The sequence below is a fragment of the Cupriavidus sp. MPR-AND1C genome (genome assembly GCF_058809705.1).
Genome location: NZ_JBXASU010000131.1, coordinates 1 through 15,423, shown reverse-complemented (window position 1 = coordinate 15,423; position 15,423 = coordinate 1). Strand labels below are relative to the sequence as shown.

Below are 15,423 nucleotides of genomic sequence, written 5' to 3'. Positions count from 1 at the left end.
GAAAGATCCTTCAGGCTGCCGCCAAAGGTACCGATCGCGGTCCGGACGCCGCTTACCACCACCACTTCACGTGTCATTTTGTGTCTCCTGGGCTGATGTTGCAACGCACAGTATAGCGGCGCGCTCGCCAAAACGAACGATCGTACTTTTACCTATCCGGACCGATGGCTGCCACCAGCCTCAGACTTCGCCCCACAAGTCGTGGCCATCCGCGCCGGTGATCTTCACCGAGACGAATTCGCCAACCTTGTAGCGCGGCGCGCCCTGCGCTGGCGGGTCGATATAGACCAGGCCGTCGATCTCCGGCGCATCGGCCGACGAGCGGCCAATGCCGCCGTCCTGGTTGATCTCGTCGACCAGCACGCGCAGGGTCTGGCCGACCTTGCGCTGCAGGCGCCGGGCGGACACTTCCTCGGCCACTTCCATGAAGCGCGCGCGGCGCTCTTCGCGGACTTCGTCGGGCAAGGCGCCCGGCAGGTCGTTGGCCGTGGCGCCGTCCACCGGCGAATAGGCGAAGCAGCCCACGCGGTCCAGTTCCGCTTCGGCGATGAAGTCCAGCAGCGTCTGGAACTCTTCCTCGGTCTCGCCGGGGAAGCCCGCGATAAAGGTGCTGCGGATAGTCAGCTCGGGGCAGATCTTGCGCCAGGCCCGGATGCGGTCCATGGTCTTCTCGGCGTTGGCCGGGCGCTTCATGCGCTTGAGCACGTCCGGGTGGGCGTGCTGCAGCGGCACGTCCAGGTAAGGCAGCACGTGCCCTTGCGACATCAGCGGAATGATCTCGTCGACGTGCGGGTACGGGTACACGTAGTGCAGGCGCACCCAGGCGCCGTACTTGGCAGCCAGCTCACCCAGCGCGCCGACCAGCTCGGTCATGCGCGTCTTGAGCGGGCGGCCGTCCCAGAAACCGGTGCGGTACTTCACGTCCACGCCGTAGGCGCTGGTATCTTGCGAGATCACCAGCAGTTCCTTGACGCCCGACTTGAACAGGTTCTCGGCCTCCAGCATGACTTCCGCCACCGGGCGCGAGACCAGGTCGCCGCGCATCGAGGGGATGATGCAGAACGAGCAACGATGGTTGCAGCCCTCGGAGATCTTCAGGTAGGCGTAATGCTTGGGCGTGAGCTTGATGCCGGCCGCCGGCACCAGGTCCATGAACGGGTCATGCGGCTTGGGCAGGTGCGTGTGCACGGCCTGCATCACCTCGCCCAGCGCGTGCGGGCCGGTCACGGCCAGCACCTTCGGGTGCACCGACGTGATGATGTCCTCACCCGCAGCGTTCTTCTTGGCGCCCAGGCAGCCGGTGACGATCACCTTGCCGTTCTCGGCCAGTGCCTCGCCGATCGCATCCAGGCTTTCCTGCACGGCTTCGTCGATAAAACCGCAGGTATTGACGACCACCAGGTCGGCGCCGTCATAGGTGCCGCTGATGGCATAGCCCTCGGCGCGCAACTGGGTAATGATCTGCTCGGAATCCACAAGTGCCTTTGGACATCCAAGGCTTACGAATCCCACATTTGGAATATGGTCTTTCTTGGTCGTTGATTCTGAAGGGTTTTTCACGGTTACTTCCAAATGTGGGGCGAGCAGGGCGGGACATGGCCGCCCGGCGGTTCAAAGCCAATCGCGCATTTTAACCGCTCGCGGGAGTTTGCCGGGGACTCATGGCAGACATGAACATGGCAGCCCGTTTGCGGCTTCAGGCTGTCGCGCGGGGCAATGCCACCTGCGAGGTCCGTCTAGCGGTCCATGGCAAAACGCTATGCGCAACGATCACGCGCGCCCCCCTTGCCCTCTCATCGACGTCCACGTCGGAAGCCAACCTGCCCCCGTTCTTCCTGGCACCTGGGCAGTGGCGTGAAGGTGTAACATAGGTCACATTTCCCCATCGGGCGGCGTGGGCTTGGCGTTTAGCAACGCCTATGACTTGATCCGCAACGCCGAAGTGTCACGGTGGGCGTCGTCCTCCAGCATGGCAAGCGCGCCGACGATACCTGCGCATGCTGCTGATCCACGATGCCAGCGCAGTCCTGTTCCGGGCCAAGGACAAAGGGGCCTGTTGCGACCCGCTGGCGCGCCGGCAACTGCCGCCAAGGCGGGAGAGCCGTTTCCGCTGTCCAAGACCAAGCAGAAGGAAATCAGCCTCAAGCTCGATCTTGATGCCTGGCTTGACCAGCACAACAACCAGCGAGAGCATCAGGGGCGATTGCGCTACGGCAAAACGCCCATGCGCACCTTCCTTGACTCGCTGGAACTCGCCAAGGAGAAATTGATCTCGCATTGAGTTGCGCTTCTCAATTCGACAGCCCGGCTACCTGTCAGATCGAGTCCCAGCCAATACACATCGGTGCCGACAACTTTGGCCCTGGGCGCACCGCGTACCTTCATGCTCTCGGCCACGATGGACTTATGAACGATGCGCGCGCAGACATCCACTCTTAGCACCCAGCCATGAAACAACATGATTTCTACCAACAAACCCGGGGCGCCCCCGCCCATCCGAGCCTGCTGCAGGCGCTGGAGCACTGGACGGGAGAGCCTGGACTGGCGCTGGACCTGGGCTGCGGCGCCGGCCGTGACAGCCTTGAGTTGCTGCGGCGTGGCTGGCGAGTGCAGGCAATTGATGTGGAAGCGCGGGCCCTGGCCGCTCTCGAGGCGCAGGTCTGCGTTGCCGATCGCCCACGGCTGCACACCGTGCAAGCGCGCTTCGACGACCTTCACCTGCCCACCGCCCAGTTGATTAACGCCAGTTTCGCCTTGCCCTTCTGCGCCCCGCCGGCCTTCCCGGGCCTGTGGCAGCGCATTGAGAACGCTCTCGATCAGGGCGGTCTTTTCGCCGGCCACCTGTTTGGCGAACGTGACCCATGGCGCGAGCGAGGCCTGTTGGTCCATACCCGCGAAGAAGCCGAGCGACTGCTGCGCGGCTGGCAGGTCCTCAGCCTCGACGAACATGAGTGGGATGGACGCACCGCGCTTGGCAGGGCCAAGCACTGGCATTTGCTGGCCTTCGTTGCGCGCCGCTGAAAGGCGCCTCGAACGCGACGCCGACCAGCGAGTCATCGGCAACCAATGCTACGCCTGAACCCGCCCGATGGAGCCGCTATCGGCACACCAATGCGACCACGTAGACGGCAGGCCTGCTCCCCCGGATTGGAAAACGTGCAGGAAGCCGGGAGGCCTAGCTGCAGGCAATCCCCCATGTTCAGCCTATGTGTGACCTCCCCTTCCTCGAACTCCAGCATGCCGCCATTGCGCGGCGCGTGTATCCGGTTTCGGGGTCTTGCCAGAGCGCTTGCTCCTCGTGGCGGCCGAGCCGCTCGCCCGTCTGCTCCGCCAGCGCCCGCGCCTATTGCAACGAGGGTGATGTCCCCGGCATGCCCGCCAGGGCGCTCTCGATCACCGCCTGGATCGCAAGCGCATCATGCAGGCGCCGGATCGCCGCATGCAGTTCGGCAGCCTGCGGCCAGGTCCGTTTCAGGTAGCTGAGCCACAGCTTGACGCGCCCGTGCTCATGAAGGCATTCAGCTTTAGCCTGCAGTTTCTTCAGGTAGTCGGCGATATGACGGAGCACTGCCGGCCATTCTTCGCCGGATGCCGACCTGTCCATCAGCCCGCGTATGCGCAAGGCCAGGAACGGATCGGACACGGCGCCCCGCCCGATCATCACATCGGCACAGCCGCTGACGGCCCGGCACCGCTCCCAGTCGGCTACCGTCCAGACTTCGCCGTTGGCAACAACGGGCACGTCCACAGCAGCATCGATCCGCGCGATCCACTCCCAGTGCGCGGGAGGCCGGTAGCCATGATCGCGCGTCCTGGCATGCACGACGAGCGAGGCTGCGCCGCCTTCCGCCAGCGCCGTGGCGCAGTCGATCGCCAGCGCGGTATCGGACACGCCGAGCCGCATTTTGGCTGTCACGGCGATGTTCGCGGGCACAGCGGCGCGAACGGACAACACGATGCGGTTCAGCAGTTCCGGGTCCGCCAGCAGCATGGCCCCGCCGCCGTGCCGGTTGACGACTTTGGCGGGACAGCCGAAATTCAGGTCGATGCCATGCGGCGACACGGTAGCTGCCTGGGCCGCATTGACCGCCAGCCATTCAGGATCGCTCCCGAGCAGCTGGATCACCATCGGTGTGCCGCCCGGGGTATGGGCGCCGTGGAGGATTTCGGGTGTGTCCCTCTCGTAGACGCGCTCGGGAAGCAAAGAGCCCGTCACCCTGACGAACTCGGACACACATCCGTCATATCCTCCCGAGCCGGTCAGCACGTCGCGCAGCACGTAATCGGCAAGCCCCTCCATGGGGGCAAGAAACAGCCGGCTCATACGAAAGGTGGCGTCGATGCCGGAAAACGAGAAAACGCCAAACCCACCATGGGAACGGGCGTGGCCTCGGCGGCGAGCGCCTGGCGAATGTCTTGGATTGCGGAGGGCATTGGGATTCGCGCTGTGCAGGCGAGTCCGCTGTATGAATCGCCACATTTGACAGGGGTAGCGGCCGCGGTGATTCCGCGCGTTACCCGAATGTGCGTGATTTTAACCGATCGCCCCGATCGGCGAAGGAAGGTCGTGCGTGCGCCGGGAATTCGCCTCCACGCCAGCCCGGCAAGAACGCCGGCGCCGCGAGGGTTCCATGCGTTCCCGGGGGATTGGGAACGCGCAACAGGCCGGCGCGGCGTGCGCCGGCTCTACTTCTTGTCCGGCTGATTGAACGGGAACGTGCCAAACATGTTCTTGGCCTGGCTTTGCATCTGCTCCTGCATCTGCACGAACAGGTTCTTGCTCTGCTCGATGTAGTTGCTCATCATTCCTTGCATCATCGGGCCCTGCATGTTCATGAACTGGGACCACATATCGGGGCTGAACGGCTCGCCCGAGTACAGGCCCTTGGAGTTCTCGGCCAGCTTGCTCTGGATGTCGATGAAGGCCTGGATGTTCTTTTCCAGGTAGGTGCCCATCATGCCCTGCATCGCATGGCCGTAGTAGCGGATGATCTGCGACAGCATGGAGCTTGAGAACATCGGCACGCCGCCCGTCTCTTCTTCGAGAATGATCTGCAGGAGGATGCTGCGCGTGAGCTCGTCGCCGGACTTGGCGTCGATCACCTTGAAGTCTTCGGTATCCATCACGAGCTGCTTGACGTCGGCTAGCGTGATGTAGGTGCTGGTCTGCGTGTCGTAGAGCCGGCGGTTTGGATACTTCTTGATCAGTCGCTCTGCGCCTTTCTTGGTGGTAGCCATCGTGCTCTATCCTTTTATCGTCGCTGTTGCATGCTGCTGCACCGCATGCTGTGCGGTGCGCAAATAGGGACCGCCAGCGGGGGATACAACGTGTTGACCTGCAACGCATGATCTATTTTGGTGCGGGCTAGCCGCTGCCCTGATTCTATGCCCAACAAGGCACTATTGAAAGCCGGACCCGTTAAGGAAAACCCGCACGGGGCATAGGATTGCGGGGTGTTTGGGGCCCGCAATGCCGGGCCACGCCCGCGCATTGGTGCGGTGCGGCGTGTGCGATGCAATATTGCTGCGGGGTGAGAGGCCTCGCAAGCGGCCGCAGAAATGAAAAAGGCCCTCGGCAGAGGACCTTCCCAAGACAAGAAACCGTCCAGGAAAACCAGGGACGGCTTGCCGCTCGTTACCCCATGTGCAGGCCGCCGTTCAGCGAGAAGTCCGCGCCTGTCGAGAAACCCGACTCTTCAGACGCCAGCCACGCGCAGATCGAAGCAATTTCTTCCGGCGCGCCCAGGCGCTTGACCGGAATCGTGCCGACGATCTTGTCCAGCACGTCCTGGCGGATCGACTTGACCATGTCGGTAGCGATATAGCCCGGCGACACCGTGTTCACGGTCACGCCCTTGGTCGCCACTTCCTGCGCCAAAGCCATGGTGAAGCCGTGCAGGCCAGCCTTGGCGGTGGAGTAGTTGGTCTGGCCGAACTGACCCTTCTGGCCGTTGACCGACGAGATGTTGACGATGCGGCCAAAGCCACGATCCGCCATGCCATCGATGACCTGCTTGGTCACGTTGAACAGCGAGGTCAGGTTGGTGTCGATCACGGCATCCCAGTCGGCGCGCGTCATCTTGCGGAACACCACGTCGCGCGTGATGCCGGCGTTGTTGATCAGGATGTCGACCTCGCCCACTTCGGCCTTGACCTTGTCGAACGCGGCTTTGGTCGAATCCCAGTCGGCAACATTGCCTTCCGAGGCGACAAAATCGAAGCCCAGGGCCTTCTGCTGCTCGAGCCATTTTTCGCGGCGCGGCGAGTTGGGGCCGCAACCGGCCACGACCTTGTAGCCATCCTTGGCCAGACGCTGGCAGATGGCCGTTCCAATGCCACCCATGCCACCGGTTACGTATGCAATGCGCTGAGTCATATCTACTCCTTGATGGCTAGTTCTTATTGACGCCGGCGGTGGGAAGCCCCCCCTCGCCGGCACACCCCTCAGACCGGCCTGCGCGCTTGTTCGCTGCGGCAAGCCCGGCAAATCGTCACTTGCGTTCCACAGCCAGCGCCACACCCATGCCGCCGCCGATGCACAGCGAAGCCAGGCCCTTGTGGGCGTCGCGGCGCTTCATTTCGTGCAGCAGCGTGACCAGGATGCGGCAGCCCGACGCGCCGATCGGGTGGCCAATCGCAATGGCGCCGCCGTTGACGTTGACCTTGGACGTATCCCAGCCCATCTGCTTGTGCACGGCCAGGGCCTGGGCGGCGAAGGCTTCGTTGATTTCCATCAGGTCGAGCTCTTCCACGCTCCAGCCGGCGCGCGACAAGCAGCGCTTGGACGCGGGCACCGGGCCCATGCCCATCACCTTGGGATCGACACCGGCGGTGCCGTAGGCGCGGATCGTGGCCAGCGGGGTCAGGCCGAGTTCCTTGGCCTTGGCTGCCGACATGACCACCACCGCGGCGGCGCCGTCGTTCAGGCCCGAGGCGTTGGCGGCGGTCACGGAACCAGCCTTGTCGAAGGCGGGCTTGAGACCAGCCAGCGCGTCTTGCGTGACGCCGTGGCGCACGAACTCATCGGTGGCGAACATCACCGGGTCACCCTTGCGCTGGGGAATCGGCACCGGCACGATTTCTTCATCGAACTTGCCGGCCTTCTGCGCGGCTTCCGCCTTGTTCTGCGAACCGGCCGCGAACGCGTCCTGGGCTTCGCGCGTGATGCCGTATTCCTTGGCCACGTTCTCGGCGGTGACGCCCATGTGGTACTGGTTGTAGACGTCCCACAGGCCGTCCACGATCATGCTGTCGATCAGCTTGGCGTCGCCCATGCGGAAGCCATCGCGCGAGCCCGGCAGCACGTGCGGCGCGGCGCTCATGTTTTCCTGGCCACCAGCGACCACGATCTCGGCATCGCCCGCGGCAATCGCGTTGGCGGCCAGCATCACGGCTTTCAGGCCGGAGCCGCAGACCTTGTTGATGGTCATGGCCGGCACCATCACGGGCAGGCCAGCCTTCAGTGCTGCCTGGCGCGCCGGGTTCTGGCCGGAACCGGCCGTCAGCACCTGGCCCATGATCACTTCGCTGACCTGCTCGGGCTTGACGCCGGCACGCTCAAGCGCAGCCTTGATGACGATGGCGCCCAGCTCGGGCGCGGGAATCTTGGCGAGCGAGCCGCCGAACTTGCCCACCGCGGTACGGGCAGCGGATACGATGACAATGTCAGTCATTGGGAGGTCCTCTCGAGTTGGATGCAAATAAGGGGTGAAAGGGGCCGGCCCCGCAGGGCGCCGGCCCGGACAAATCCTATGCCTTCGCCTTGACGTAGCGGCCCGGTGCCGGCTCGATCGCGCGGTAGTCCTTGTTGCCGTAGTCGGTGGGGGCCGCCTTGCGCGCGCCGGCGTGTTTGGCCAGCCAGGCCGCCCAGTCCGGCCACCAGCTGCCGGCATGCTCGGCGGCGCCGTCGAACCACTCCTGCGCCGAAGCCGGGAGCTTGTCGTTGGTCCAGTGGCTGCGCTTCTTCTTGGCCGGCGGGTTGATCACGCCGGCGATATGGCCCGACGCGCCCAGCACAAAGCGCAGCTTGTTCTTGAGCAACGCGGTGGAAGCATAGGCCGACATCCAGGGCACGATGTGGTCTTCACGCGAGCCATAGATGTAAGTTGGCACGTCGATGCTGCCCAGGTCCACCGGCGCGTTGCACACGGTCAGCTTGCCCGGCACCTTGAGCTCGTTCTGCAGGTAGGTATGGCGCAGGTACCAGCAATACCAGGGGCCCGGCAGATTGGTGGCGTCGCCGTTCCAGAACAGCAGGTCGAACGGGACCGGCGTATTGCCCTTCAGGTAGTTGTCGACGACATAGTTCCAGACCAGGTCATTGGGACGCAGGAACGAGAACGTGTTGGCCAGTTCCACGCCGCGCAGCAGCGCGCAGGGTGTGCCCGCCGCACCACCCAGGGTGTTTTCGCGCAGCTTGACGTGGGCTTCGTCGACGAACACATCGAGCACGCCGGTATCGGCAAAATCGAGCAGCGTGGTCAGCAGCGTCAGGCTGGCGGCGGGATGCTCGCCGCGCTTGGCCAGCACCGCCAGCGCAGTGGAGACGATGGTGCCGCCCACGCAGAAGCCCAGCACGTTGATCTGGTCCTGGCCGCTGATCTCGCGCGTGACTTCGATGGCGCGGATGGCGGCATGTTCGATGTAGTCGTCCCAGCTGAGCTCGGCCATCGAAGCGTCCGGATTGCGCCAGGAAACCATGTAGACGGTATGGCCCTGCTCCACCATGTAGTTCACCAGCGAGGTCTGCGGCTGCAGGTCGAGGATGTAGTACTTGTTGATGCAAGGCGGCACCAGCAGCAGCGGGCGCGCAAACACCTTGTCGGTGGCGGGCTTGTACTGCAGCAACTGGAAGTAGGCGTTCTCATAGACCACCGCGCCTTCGGTCACGGCCACGTTGCGGCCCACCTCGAAGGCGGATTCGTCGGTCTGCGAGATCTTGCCGCGGCCAAGGTCGTCGAGCATGTTGCGCACACCGGCCCGCAGCGATTCGCCGCCGGAGTCGATCAGCTTTTTCTGCGCTTCCGGATTGGTGGCGAGGAAGTTGGCCGGCGACATGGCGTCGACCCATTGCGAGATCGCAAAACGGATGCGCTGGCGGGTCTTGGCATCGGCCTCGACCGCGCCCGCCAGCTCATTCATGGCACGCGCATTGATCAGGTAAAAAGCGGCGGCGTAGTGAAACGCCGCGCTGCTGCGCCAGGCATCGCCGGAAAAGCGACGATCGGCCAGGGCCGTGGCGGGATTGGCACCGCCCTCGGCCATGCTTCGCCAGAGCGCGGTGAAGTCCTTCATGTAGCGTTGCTGGATGTCGGCCAGTTGATCGGGCGCGATTTTCACGCCCGCCATGGCGGAACCCTTCAATGCCTCGAAACCGGGAATAAATGGCATGCTAGGCATGCCCTGCTGGGTCGTCGCACCGTTAGCCTGTGCCTGACGGGACCATTCCAGCCATGTCGCTGGATCAAATGGCCCCGAAGCAAATGAAAACGGTTGGGACTTGTCTTCCTTGGTGGAAGCTGTCGCACCTTTGCCGGTTGCCATGTTCTTTCGTCTCTCTGCCGTCACTTATTTGAAAGCTGGCTGGGCGGCGTACCACCACCGCGGGGCTCTCCCCCATCGCCAGCCTCGGAACCGGCCCCGTGCTGACGCCCTCGGCTGGTGACGTCTGCGGTATGCTTGCCGGACACGCCGCGCCGCGGACCTGAACGTCCCGGCGGAGCCTGCGAATGCCTGCCAGCACACAGCCTTGCAGTGCATTCGAGGCCATTGTTGCCTTGCAATGTTATGCCTGTCAATGCGGAAAGATGCGTGGACCGGCGCTAACGGCAAAATGCGCTCAGCGCGAACCTGCGAGCTTCCCGTTGGCGCCACTCCGGCCACGGGGCCAGCTTGCCAGAGAAGGATGACTTTCTGATGTACATCGTTGCAATCGGTTGGCTGTATGTGGTCCTGATGATGGCCATTACCGAACATACCGTGATCGCGGGACTGGCCACATTCGTCTTTTACGGCCTGTTCCCGGTGGCGATCCTGGTGTACATCATGGGCACCCCGGGGCGCCTGCGCCGGCGCAAGGCAGAGGAAGCGAGGCAGGCGAAGAGCGCGCCGGCACCCTCCAGTTCCGTGGCACCCGCAGAATCCGCGGGGCCGGAGCAGCCGCCTGCCCGGGATTGACGCCAGGAACGTTTCAGGCGGCCAGCCAGACCAGGCTGGCCATGCGCCCCGTGACGCCGTCGCGCCGGTAGGAGTAGAAGCGCTGCGCATCGCCAACGGTGCAGGCGTCGCCGCCGTACACCGCCGTGCAGCCGGCGCGGGCCAGGCGGATGCGGGCCAGCGCGTAGATGTCGGCGAAGTACTTGCCGCCTGCGCCGGCACGGAAGGCAAGGTCCACCTGCGCCGTCTCGTCAGGCCGCGCCTGAGCCAGGAACGCCTGCCGGACTTCGGCGCCCACCTCGAAGGCATCCGGGCCGATGGCCGGCCCGAGCCAGGCCAGCCATTGCGCCTGCGCGCCAGCTTGCTTGCCAACCTGCTTGCCCATATGCGCCAGGGTTGCCTCGATCACGCCGCCACACAGCCCGCGCCAGCCGGCGTGCGCGGCGCCAACCACCGTGCCGGCACGGTCGCACAGCAGCACGGGCAGGCAGTCGGCGGTCATCACGGCGCAGACCCGGCCAGCGGTCGTGGCAATGCTGGCGTCCGCCTGTGGAACCACGCCATCGGCGGCAAACTGGTCCTCGGTGGCGATCGCGCAGCCATGCACCTGCTCCAGCCAGCCTGGCACGGCCGGCAGCCGCGCGGCCAGCCGTGAGCGGTTGGCCGCGACCGCGGCGGCTTCGTCGCCCACATGGGTGCCAAGGTTCAGCCCGCCCGGGCTGCCGTCAACCAGGCCGTAGGGAGCCTCGCTGACGCCGCCCTGGCGGGTGGTGGACAACGCGCGCACCCGCGCCGGAGCCGGCCAGTCGGGAACTAGCCAAGGCGCCTCAGTCGTCATCGCCGTATTCCCATGCGCCGTCCTCGCCTTCGGTCCAGCCGTCGTCCTCGTCTTCGTCGCCGGCACGGTCAAAGTCGAGCGCTTCGATCAGCGCCTGCAAGTCATCGGGCGGCTGCGCTTCCCAGGATACGAGCTTGCCGGTGGCCGGATGCACCAGCCCAAGCCGGAAGGCGTGCAGCGCCTGGCGCGTCAGCGGCACCGGCAGCGGTGCCTTGATGGCCGGACGCTGGCCGCGCTGGGTGGCGGCGCGGTGATAGACCGGGTCGCCCACCATCGGATGGCCGATCGACTCGAAGTGGACGCGAATCTGGTGGGTGCGGCCGGTTTCGAGCTGGCACATCACCATGGAGACATGGCCGCGCCCGAGCGGCACCGTGCCAAGGGTACGGAAATGGGTGCGCGAGGGCTTGCCGCTGTTGGTGAGCACGATCGCCATGCGGATCCGCTCGCGCGGATCGCGGCCGATCGGCGCATCAATGGTGCCGGACTCGGGCGTCACGCCCCACACCAGCGCCAGGTAGCTTCGCTTGACGGTACGCGCCTGAAGCTGGCGCACCAGGTCGGTCTGGGCGGTCAGCGTGCGGGCCACCACCATCAGCCCCGATGTTTCCTTGTCGAGCCGGTGGACGATGCCCGCGCGCGGCAGGCTTGCGGCCTCCGGGTAGCGGTGCAGCAGGCCGTTTAGCACCGTGCCGCCCCAGTTGCCGGCGGCAGGATGCACCACCAGGCCGGCGGGCTTGTCGATGACCAGCAGCGTGGCGTCCTCATACACGACGTTGAGCGGCACGTCTTCGGCCACGAAGGCGCGCGATTCTGCCGCCGCCTGCGGACGGACCACGACGCGCTCGCCCATCTGCACGGAGGACTTGGAGCGGCGCACCTCGCCGTCGACCAGCACCGCCCCGTTCTCGATCCATTGCTGCAGGCGGCTGCGCGAGAAGCCGCTGAGGTGACGTGCCAACAACTTGTCGAGGCGCTCGCCGTGTGACGCACCATCGACTTCGATCTCTACCGGCTGCATTTCCAACTCGATTGGAGATGCCTCCGCTCCTGCCTCCAGGCCGCCTAGCGCGGCCACATCGGTCAGGTCTTCCAGGTCCTCCACCTCGTTCAAGATGTCGGGTGAATCGGCAGCTTGCTGCTCGATGCCCTTGGCGGCGGTTTCCGACAAGGGGCTTGGGCTATAATGCTTGACGCTATTTTTCATCCGGGATACGTTGCCCATGCAATTGATGAGCATGAAGCGCGCCAGCTGGCGCGCAAGAATTGGAGCGATTCTGCTCGCAGGCGGCTGCGTCATGCTATCGGCGTGCGGCCTGCTGTCGGATCAACCAGACGAAACTGCCGGCTGGTCGGCTAACAAATTATATTCGGAAGCCAAGGACGCACTAGATTCCGGCGACTTTCCCCGAGCTGTGAAGCTGTACGAGAAGCTTGAGGGACGTTATCCCTTCGGCCGTTTCGCCCAGCAGGCACAGATCGATACCGCCTACGCCAACTACAAGGACGGCGAAACCGCCGCCGCGCTTGCCTCGGTCGACCGCTTCATCCAGTTGCATCCGAATCACCCGAACGTGGATTATGCCTATTACCTGAAGGGCCTGATCAACTTCAATGACAATTTGGGCTGGCTTGGCCGTTTTTCCGGTCAGGACCTGAGCGAGCGCGACCCCAAGGCCGCGCGCGCTGCTTATGACGCCTTCAACACGCTGGTCACGCGCTTCCCGGACAGCAAGTACACGACGGATGCTGCCGCGCGCATGCAATACATCGTGAACTCGCTGGCCCAGCACGAGGTCCATGCGGCACGTTACTACTACCGCCGTGGCGCCTACCTGGCCGCCGCAAACCGGGCCCAGCAGGCGCTCAAGGACTATGACGGCGCGCCGGCCAACGAGGAAGCGCTGTACATCATGATCCGCTCGTACGATTCGCTGGGCATGAAGGACTTGCGCGACGATACCGCCCGCGTGATGGAAAAGAACTTCCCCAACAGCGATTACATCAAGTACGGGGAACGCCGCAAGGACAAGTCCTGGTGGGAAGTGTTCTGAACGTCAGGCACGGCGCCTGAGTGCGCTGGCAACTGCGCCGGCAACAAAAAACCCGATCGGAAGATCGGGTTTTTTGTTTGTTGGCCAGCCGCCCGCGCCAGGCGGTCAATCGGGCGCGGCTTCCCCTCCTGCGTCGCCAGCCGCCGGCGCGCTTTCGCCATTGCGCAGCGACTCCAGGAAGTGGACCACCGTCTCGGCCTCGCGCGTGCGCTTGAAGGGCGGCAGGCTCTGCCAGATCTGGCGGCCGTAGGGCTTTTCAACCAGCCTGGTATCGCAGATCACCAGCACGCCACGGTCGGATTCCGAGCGGATCAGCCGCCCCGCGCCCTGCTTGAGCGTGATCACGGCATGCGGCAGCTGATGCACGGCGAACGGGCTCAGCCCCTTCTTTTGCAGCACTTCCATGCGCGCCGCCAGCACCGGGTCGTCGGGCGGGGCAAACGGCAGCTTGTCGATGATAACCAGCGAGAGCGCCTCGCCGCGCACGTCGACGCCTTCCCAGAAGCTCTGGCTGCCCACCAGCACCGCATTGCCAAGCTCGCGGAAGCGATCCAGCAATTCGGTACGGCTGGCCTGGCCCTGCACCAGCAAGGGCAGCTCCAGGCCGCGTTCGGCAAAGGCCTCGTACAGCAGGTCGGAGGCGCGCTGCACTGCCCGCAGCGTGGTGCACAGCAGGAAAGCGCGGCCGCCGGCGGCCTCGATCAGCGGCAGCGCGGTCTGCACCACGGCGTCGGTGAACTGCGGCGACTGCGGCGCCGGCAGGTCGCGCGGCACGTAGAGCAAGCCCTGGGTGGCGTAATCGAACGGGCTGGGCAACGTCAGCGACTTGTCCTTGTCCAGGCCAAGCTGAGCCGCATAGTGCGTGAAATTGCCCTTCACGGATAGCGTAGCCGAGGTGAAGATCCAGGCACGCGGGTGCCCTTCGCGCTGGCGGGTGAAGATCGGCGCGATCGACAGGGGCGTGCGGTGCAGCTGCACGGTCTGGGAGAACACCTCGACCCAGCGCACGGTTTCCGGCCCGAAGGCCGTGCTGGCCGGGGCTTTTTCATCACCCTCCACAGCGGCGGGCGGTGGCGCCGCCTTGGCATCGTTGCGCCAGGCGGCAAGGCGTTGGTCGAGCTCCACCGCGCGGCGATGGCACTGCTCCAACGACTCGGCACGTTCAGCCTGGCTTTCCAGCAGGGTCACGAATTCTGCCAGCGCGGTTTCGAGCGCGTCCAGGGTCTCGAAGAATGGCTTGCCGATGCGGGGGTCCGCCTCGATCTGGCTCACCGCCAGGCGGGAATTGTCCCGGGTGAAGGCCAGGCGCAGGTCCCGCGCGGCGCGCTCCAGCGGGGCCGCGATCCGCACCCAGTCGGCGGCGTCCCGCGCGTGCGAGAGGCCCTCGGCCACGGTGTCCCGCGCCAGCTCCAGCAACTGGCTGGTAGACAGGCTCTCGCCGAAGAACAGCGTCGCCGTATCGGGCAACTGGTGCGCTTCGTCGAAGATCACCGTATTGGCAGCTGGCAGCAGCTCGGCCATGCCCGTGTCACGCAGCACCACGTCGGCAAAGAACAGGTGGTGGTTGACTACCACGATGTCCGCCTGCTGCGCTTCCTTGCGAGCGCGCATCACAAAGCACTCTTTGTAGCTCGGGCACTCCGTGCCCATGCAGTTGTCGCGGGTCGAGGTGACCAGCTGCCAGACCGGCGCGTTTTCCGGCACCGAGGCCAGCTCGCCCTTGTCGCCCGACGACGTGACTTTGGCAAAGCGGGCGATCTCGCGCAGCCAGGCGGCATCCTGGCGCGAAGCCAGGCGGCCCTGGATCTCGGCCCGCTCCAGGTGGTAATGGCAGAGGTAGTTGGCCCGCCCCTTGAGCAGCGCCACCGACACCGGCACATTGAGCGCTTTGCGCACCGTGGGGATATCGCGAAGGAAAAGCTGGTCCTGCAGGTTCTTGGTGCCGGTGGAGAGGATCACCTTGCCGCCCCAGAGCATGGCCGGAACCAGGTAGGCGAAGGTCTTGCCCGTGCCCGTGCCGGCCTCGACGATGACCGTGTCTGCGCGCTCGATCGCCCCGGCCACGGCGGCGGCCATCTGCTCTTGCGCCGCGCGCGGGCGATAGCCCTCGATGCCGGTGGCCAGGGTCCCGGTCTCGGCAAAGATGGTGGCCAGTTGGGCGGCGTGTGAAGCCGCCGTACCGGCCGGCCCGGCAGCGCTGGCCGCCGGTGCTTCGGGCGAGTCAGGCGTGTCGGGCATGTCGGACGTAGCGGCGTGATCAGACGGATCTGACGTTACGGTGGCGGCGGGCAGGTCTTCGGAGTCGGGCAAGGCGAGGCTTTCTGGCGAGCCGCTTCAAGAGCGGCCCGGAGCAAGGGGGAATCGGGGAATCGGGGA

At 65.1% G+C, this 15,423-nt stretch carries 13 protein-coding genes; 4 read left to right on the top strand and 9 right to left on the bottom strand.

The window, feature by feature from the left end; genetic code table 11:
• Positions 1-180: 180 nt before the first annotated feature.
• On the bottom strand, positions 181-1,560 hold the full coding sequence (gene rimO, locus AC1RWI_RS35580; protein WP_267606289.1) for a 30S ribosomal protein S12 methylthiotransferase RimO: 1,380 nt from the start codon (positions 1,558-1,560) through the stop codon (positions 181-183).
• A 340-nt stretch (positions 1,561-1,900) separates the two neighbouring features.
• On the opposite strand from rimO, the gene AC1RWI_RS35575 reads away from it, so the two are divergent.
• Complete coding sequence (locus AC1RWI_RS35575; RefSeq protein ID WP_492870659.1) at positions 1,901-2,281, top strand: hypothetical protein; 381 nt, start codon at positions 1,901-1,903, stop codon at positions 2,279-2,281.
• A 167-nt stretch (positions 2,282-2,448) separates the two neighbouring features.
• The gene (locus tag AC1RWI_RS35570; protein ID WP_043345341.1) at positions 2,449-3,021 is read left to right on the top strand and encodes a class I SAM-dependent methyltransferase; all 573 of its coding nucleotides are present in this window, start codon (positions 2,449-2,451) and stop codon (positions 3,019-3,021) included.
• A 322-nt stretch (positions 3,022-3,343) separates the two neighbouring features.
• Here the strand turns inward: AC1RWI_RS35570 and AC1RWI_RS35565 are convergent, their stop codons facing one another.
• From AC1RWI_RS35565 to phaC, 5 genes are all read right to left on the bottom strand, one after another.
• Positions 3,344-4,324, bottom strand: a complete 981-nt coding sequence (locus AC1RWI_RS35565; protein WP_492870658.1) for a tRNA dihydrouridine synthase — start codon at positions 4,322-4,324, stop codon at positions 3,344-3,346.
• Positions 4,325-4,686: 362 nt separating this feature from the next.
• Entirely contained in the window at positions 4,687-5,238 is a 552-nt protein-coding gene (gene phaR, locus AC1RWI_RS35560; RefSeq protein ID WP_006155938.1) for a polyhydroxyalkanoate synthesis repressor PhaR, read from the bottom strand.
• A 397-nt stretch (positions 5,239-5,635) separates the two neighbouring features.
• Positions 5,636-6,376 carry a 3-ketoacyl-ACP reductase gene (locus AC1RWI_RS35555; protein WP_043345337.1) on the bottom strand — a complete coding sequence of 247 codons (741 nt, stop codon included), beginning with the start codon at positions 6,374-6,376 and terminating at the stop codon, positions 5,636-5,638.
• Positions 6,377-6,491: 115 nt separating this feature from the next.
• The gene (locus AC1RWI_RS35550; RefSeq protein WP_043345333.1) at positions 6,492-7,673 is read right to left on the bottom strand and encodes an acetyl-CoA C-acetyltransferase; all 1,182 of its coding nucleotides are present in this window, start codon (positions 7,671-7,673) and stop codon (positions 6,492-6,494) included.
• A gap of 76 nt (positions 7,674-7,749) precedes the next feature.
• Positions 7,750-9,543: a class I poly(R)-hydroxyalkanoic acid synthase gene (phaC, locus tag AC1RWI_RS35545; RefSeq protein ID WP_492870657.1), complete on the bottom strand. Its 1,794-nt coding sequence runs from the start codon at positions 9,541-9,543 to the stop codon at positions 7,750-7,752.
• A 372-nt stretch (positions 9,544-9,915) separates the two neighbouring features.
• On the opposite strand from phaC, the gene AC1RWI_RS35540 reads away from it, so the two are divergent.
• Positions 9,916-10,176 (top strand): hypothetical protein, encoded by a 261-nt coding sequence (locus tag AC1RWI_RS35540; RefSeq protein ID WP_492870656.1) that lies wholly within the window; start codon positions 9,916-9,918, stop codon positions 10,174-10,176.
• A gap of 13 nt (positions 10,177-10,189) precedes the next feature.
• Here the strand turns inward: AC1RWI_RS35540 and pgeF are convergent, their stop codons facing one another.
• Both pgeF and AC1RWI_RS35530 read right to left on the bottom strand, forming a co-directional pair.
• The gene (gene pgeF / locus AC1RWI_RS35535) at positions 10,190-10,993 is read right to left on the bottom strand and encodes a peptidoglycan editing factor PgeF (protein WP_492870655.1); all 804 of its coding nucleotides are present in this window, start codon (positions 10,991-10,993) and stop codon (positions 10,190-10,192) included.
• Positions 10,983-12,293, bottom strand: a complete 1,311-nt coding sequence (locus AC1RWI_RS35530) for an RluA family pseudouridine synthase (protein WP_492870654.1) — start codon at positions 12,291-12,293, stop codon at positions 10,983-10,985. Before AC1RWI_RS35530 ends, pgeF begins: the two co-directional genes overlap by 11 nt.
• On the opposite strand from AC1RWI_RS35530, the gene AC1RWI_RS35525 reads away from it, so the two are divergent.
• Positions 12,217-13,047: an outer membrane protein assembly factor BamD gene (locus AC1RWI_RS35525; RefSeq protein ID WP_043345321.1), complete on the top strand. Its 831-nt coding sequence runs from the start codon at positions 12,217-12,219 to the stop codon at positions 13,045-13,047. The two genes, AC1RWI_RS35530 and AC1RWI_RS35525, sit on opposite strands and share 77 nt — an antisense overlap.
• A gap of 105 nt (positions 13,048-13,152) precedes the next feature.
• Here AC1RWI_RS35525 and yoaA read toward each other — a convergent pair whose 3' ends face one another.
• Positions 13,153-15,285, bottom strand: coding sequence for a DNA repair helicase YoaA (gene yoaA, locus AC1RWI_RS35520; protein ID WP_492870660.1), 2,133 nt, complete (start codon positions 15,283-15,285; stop codon positions 13,153-13,155).
• Between the last annotated feature and the right edge of the window lie 138 nt (positions 15,286-15,423).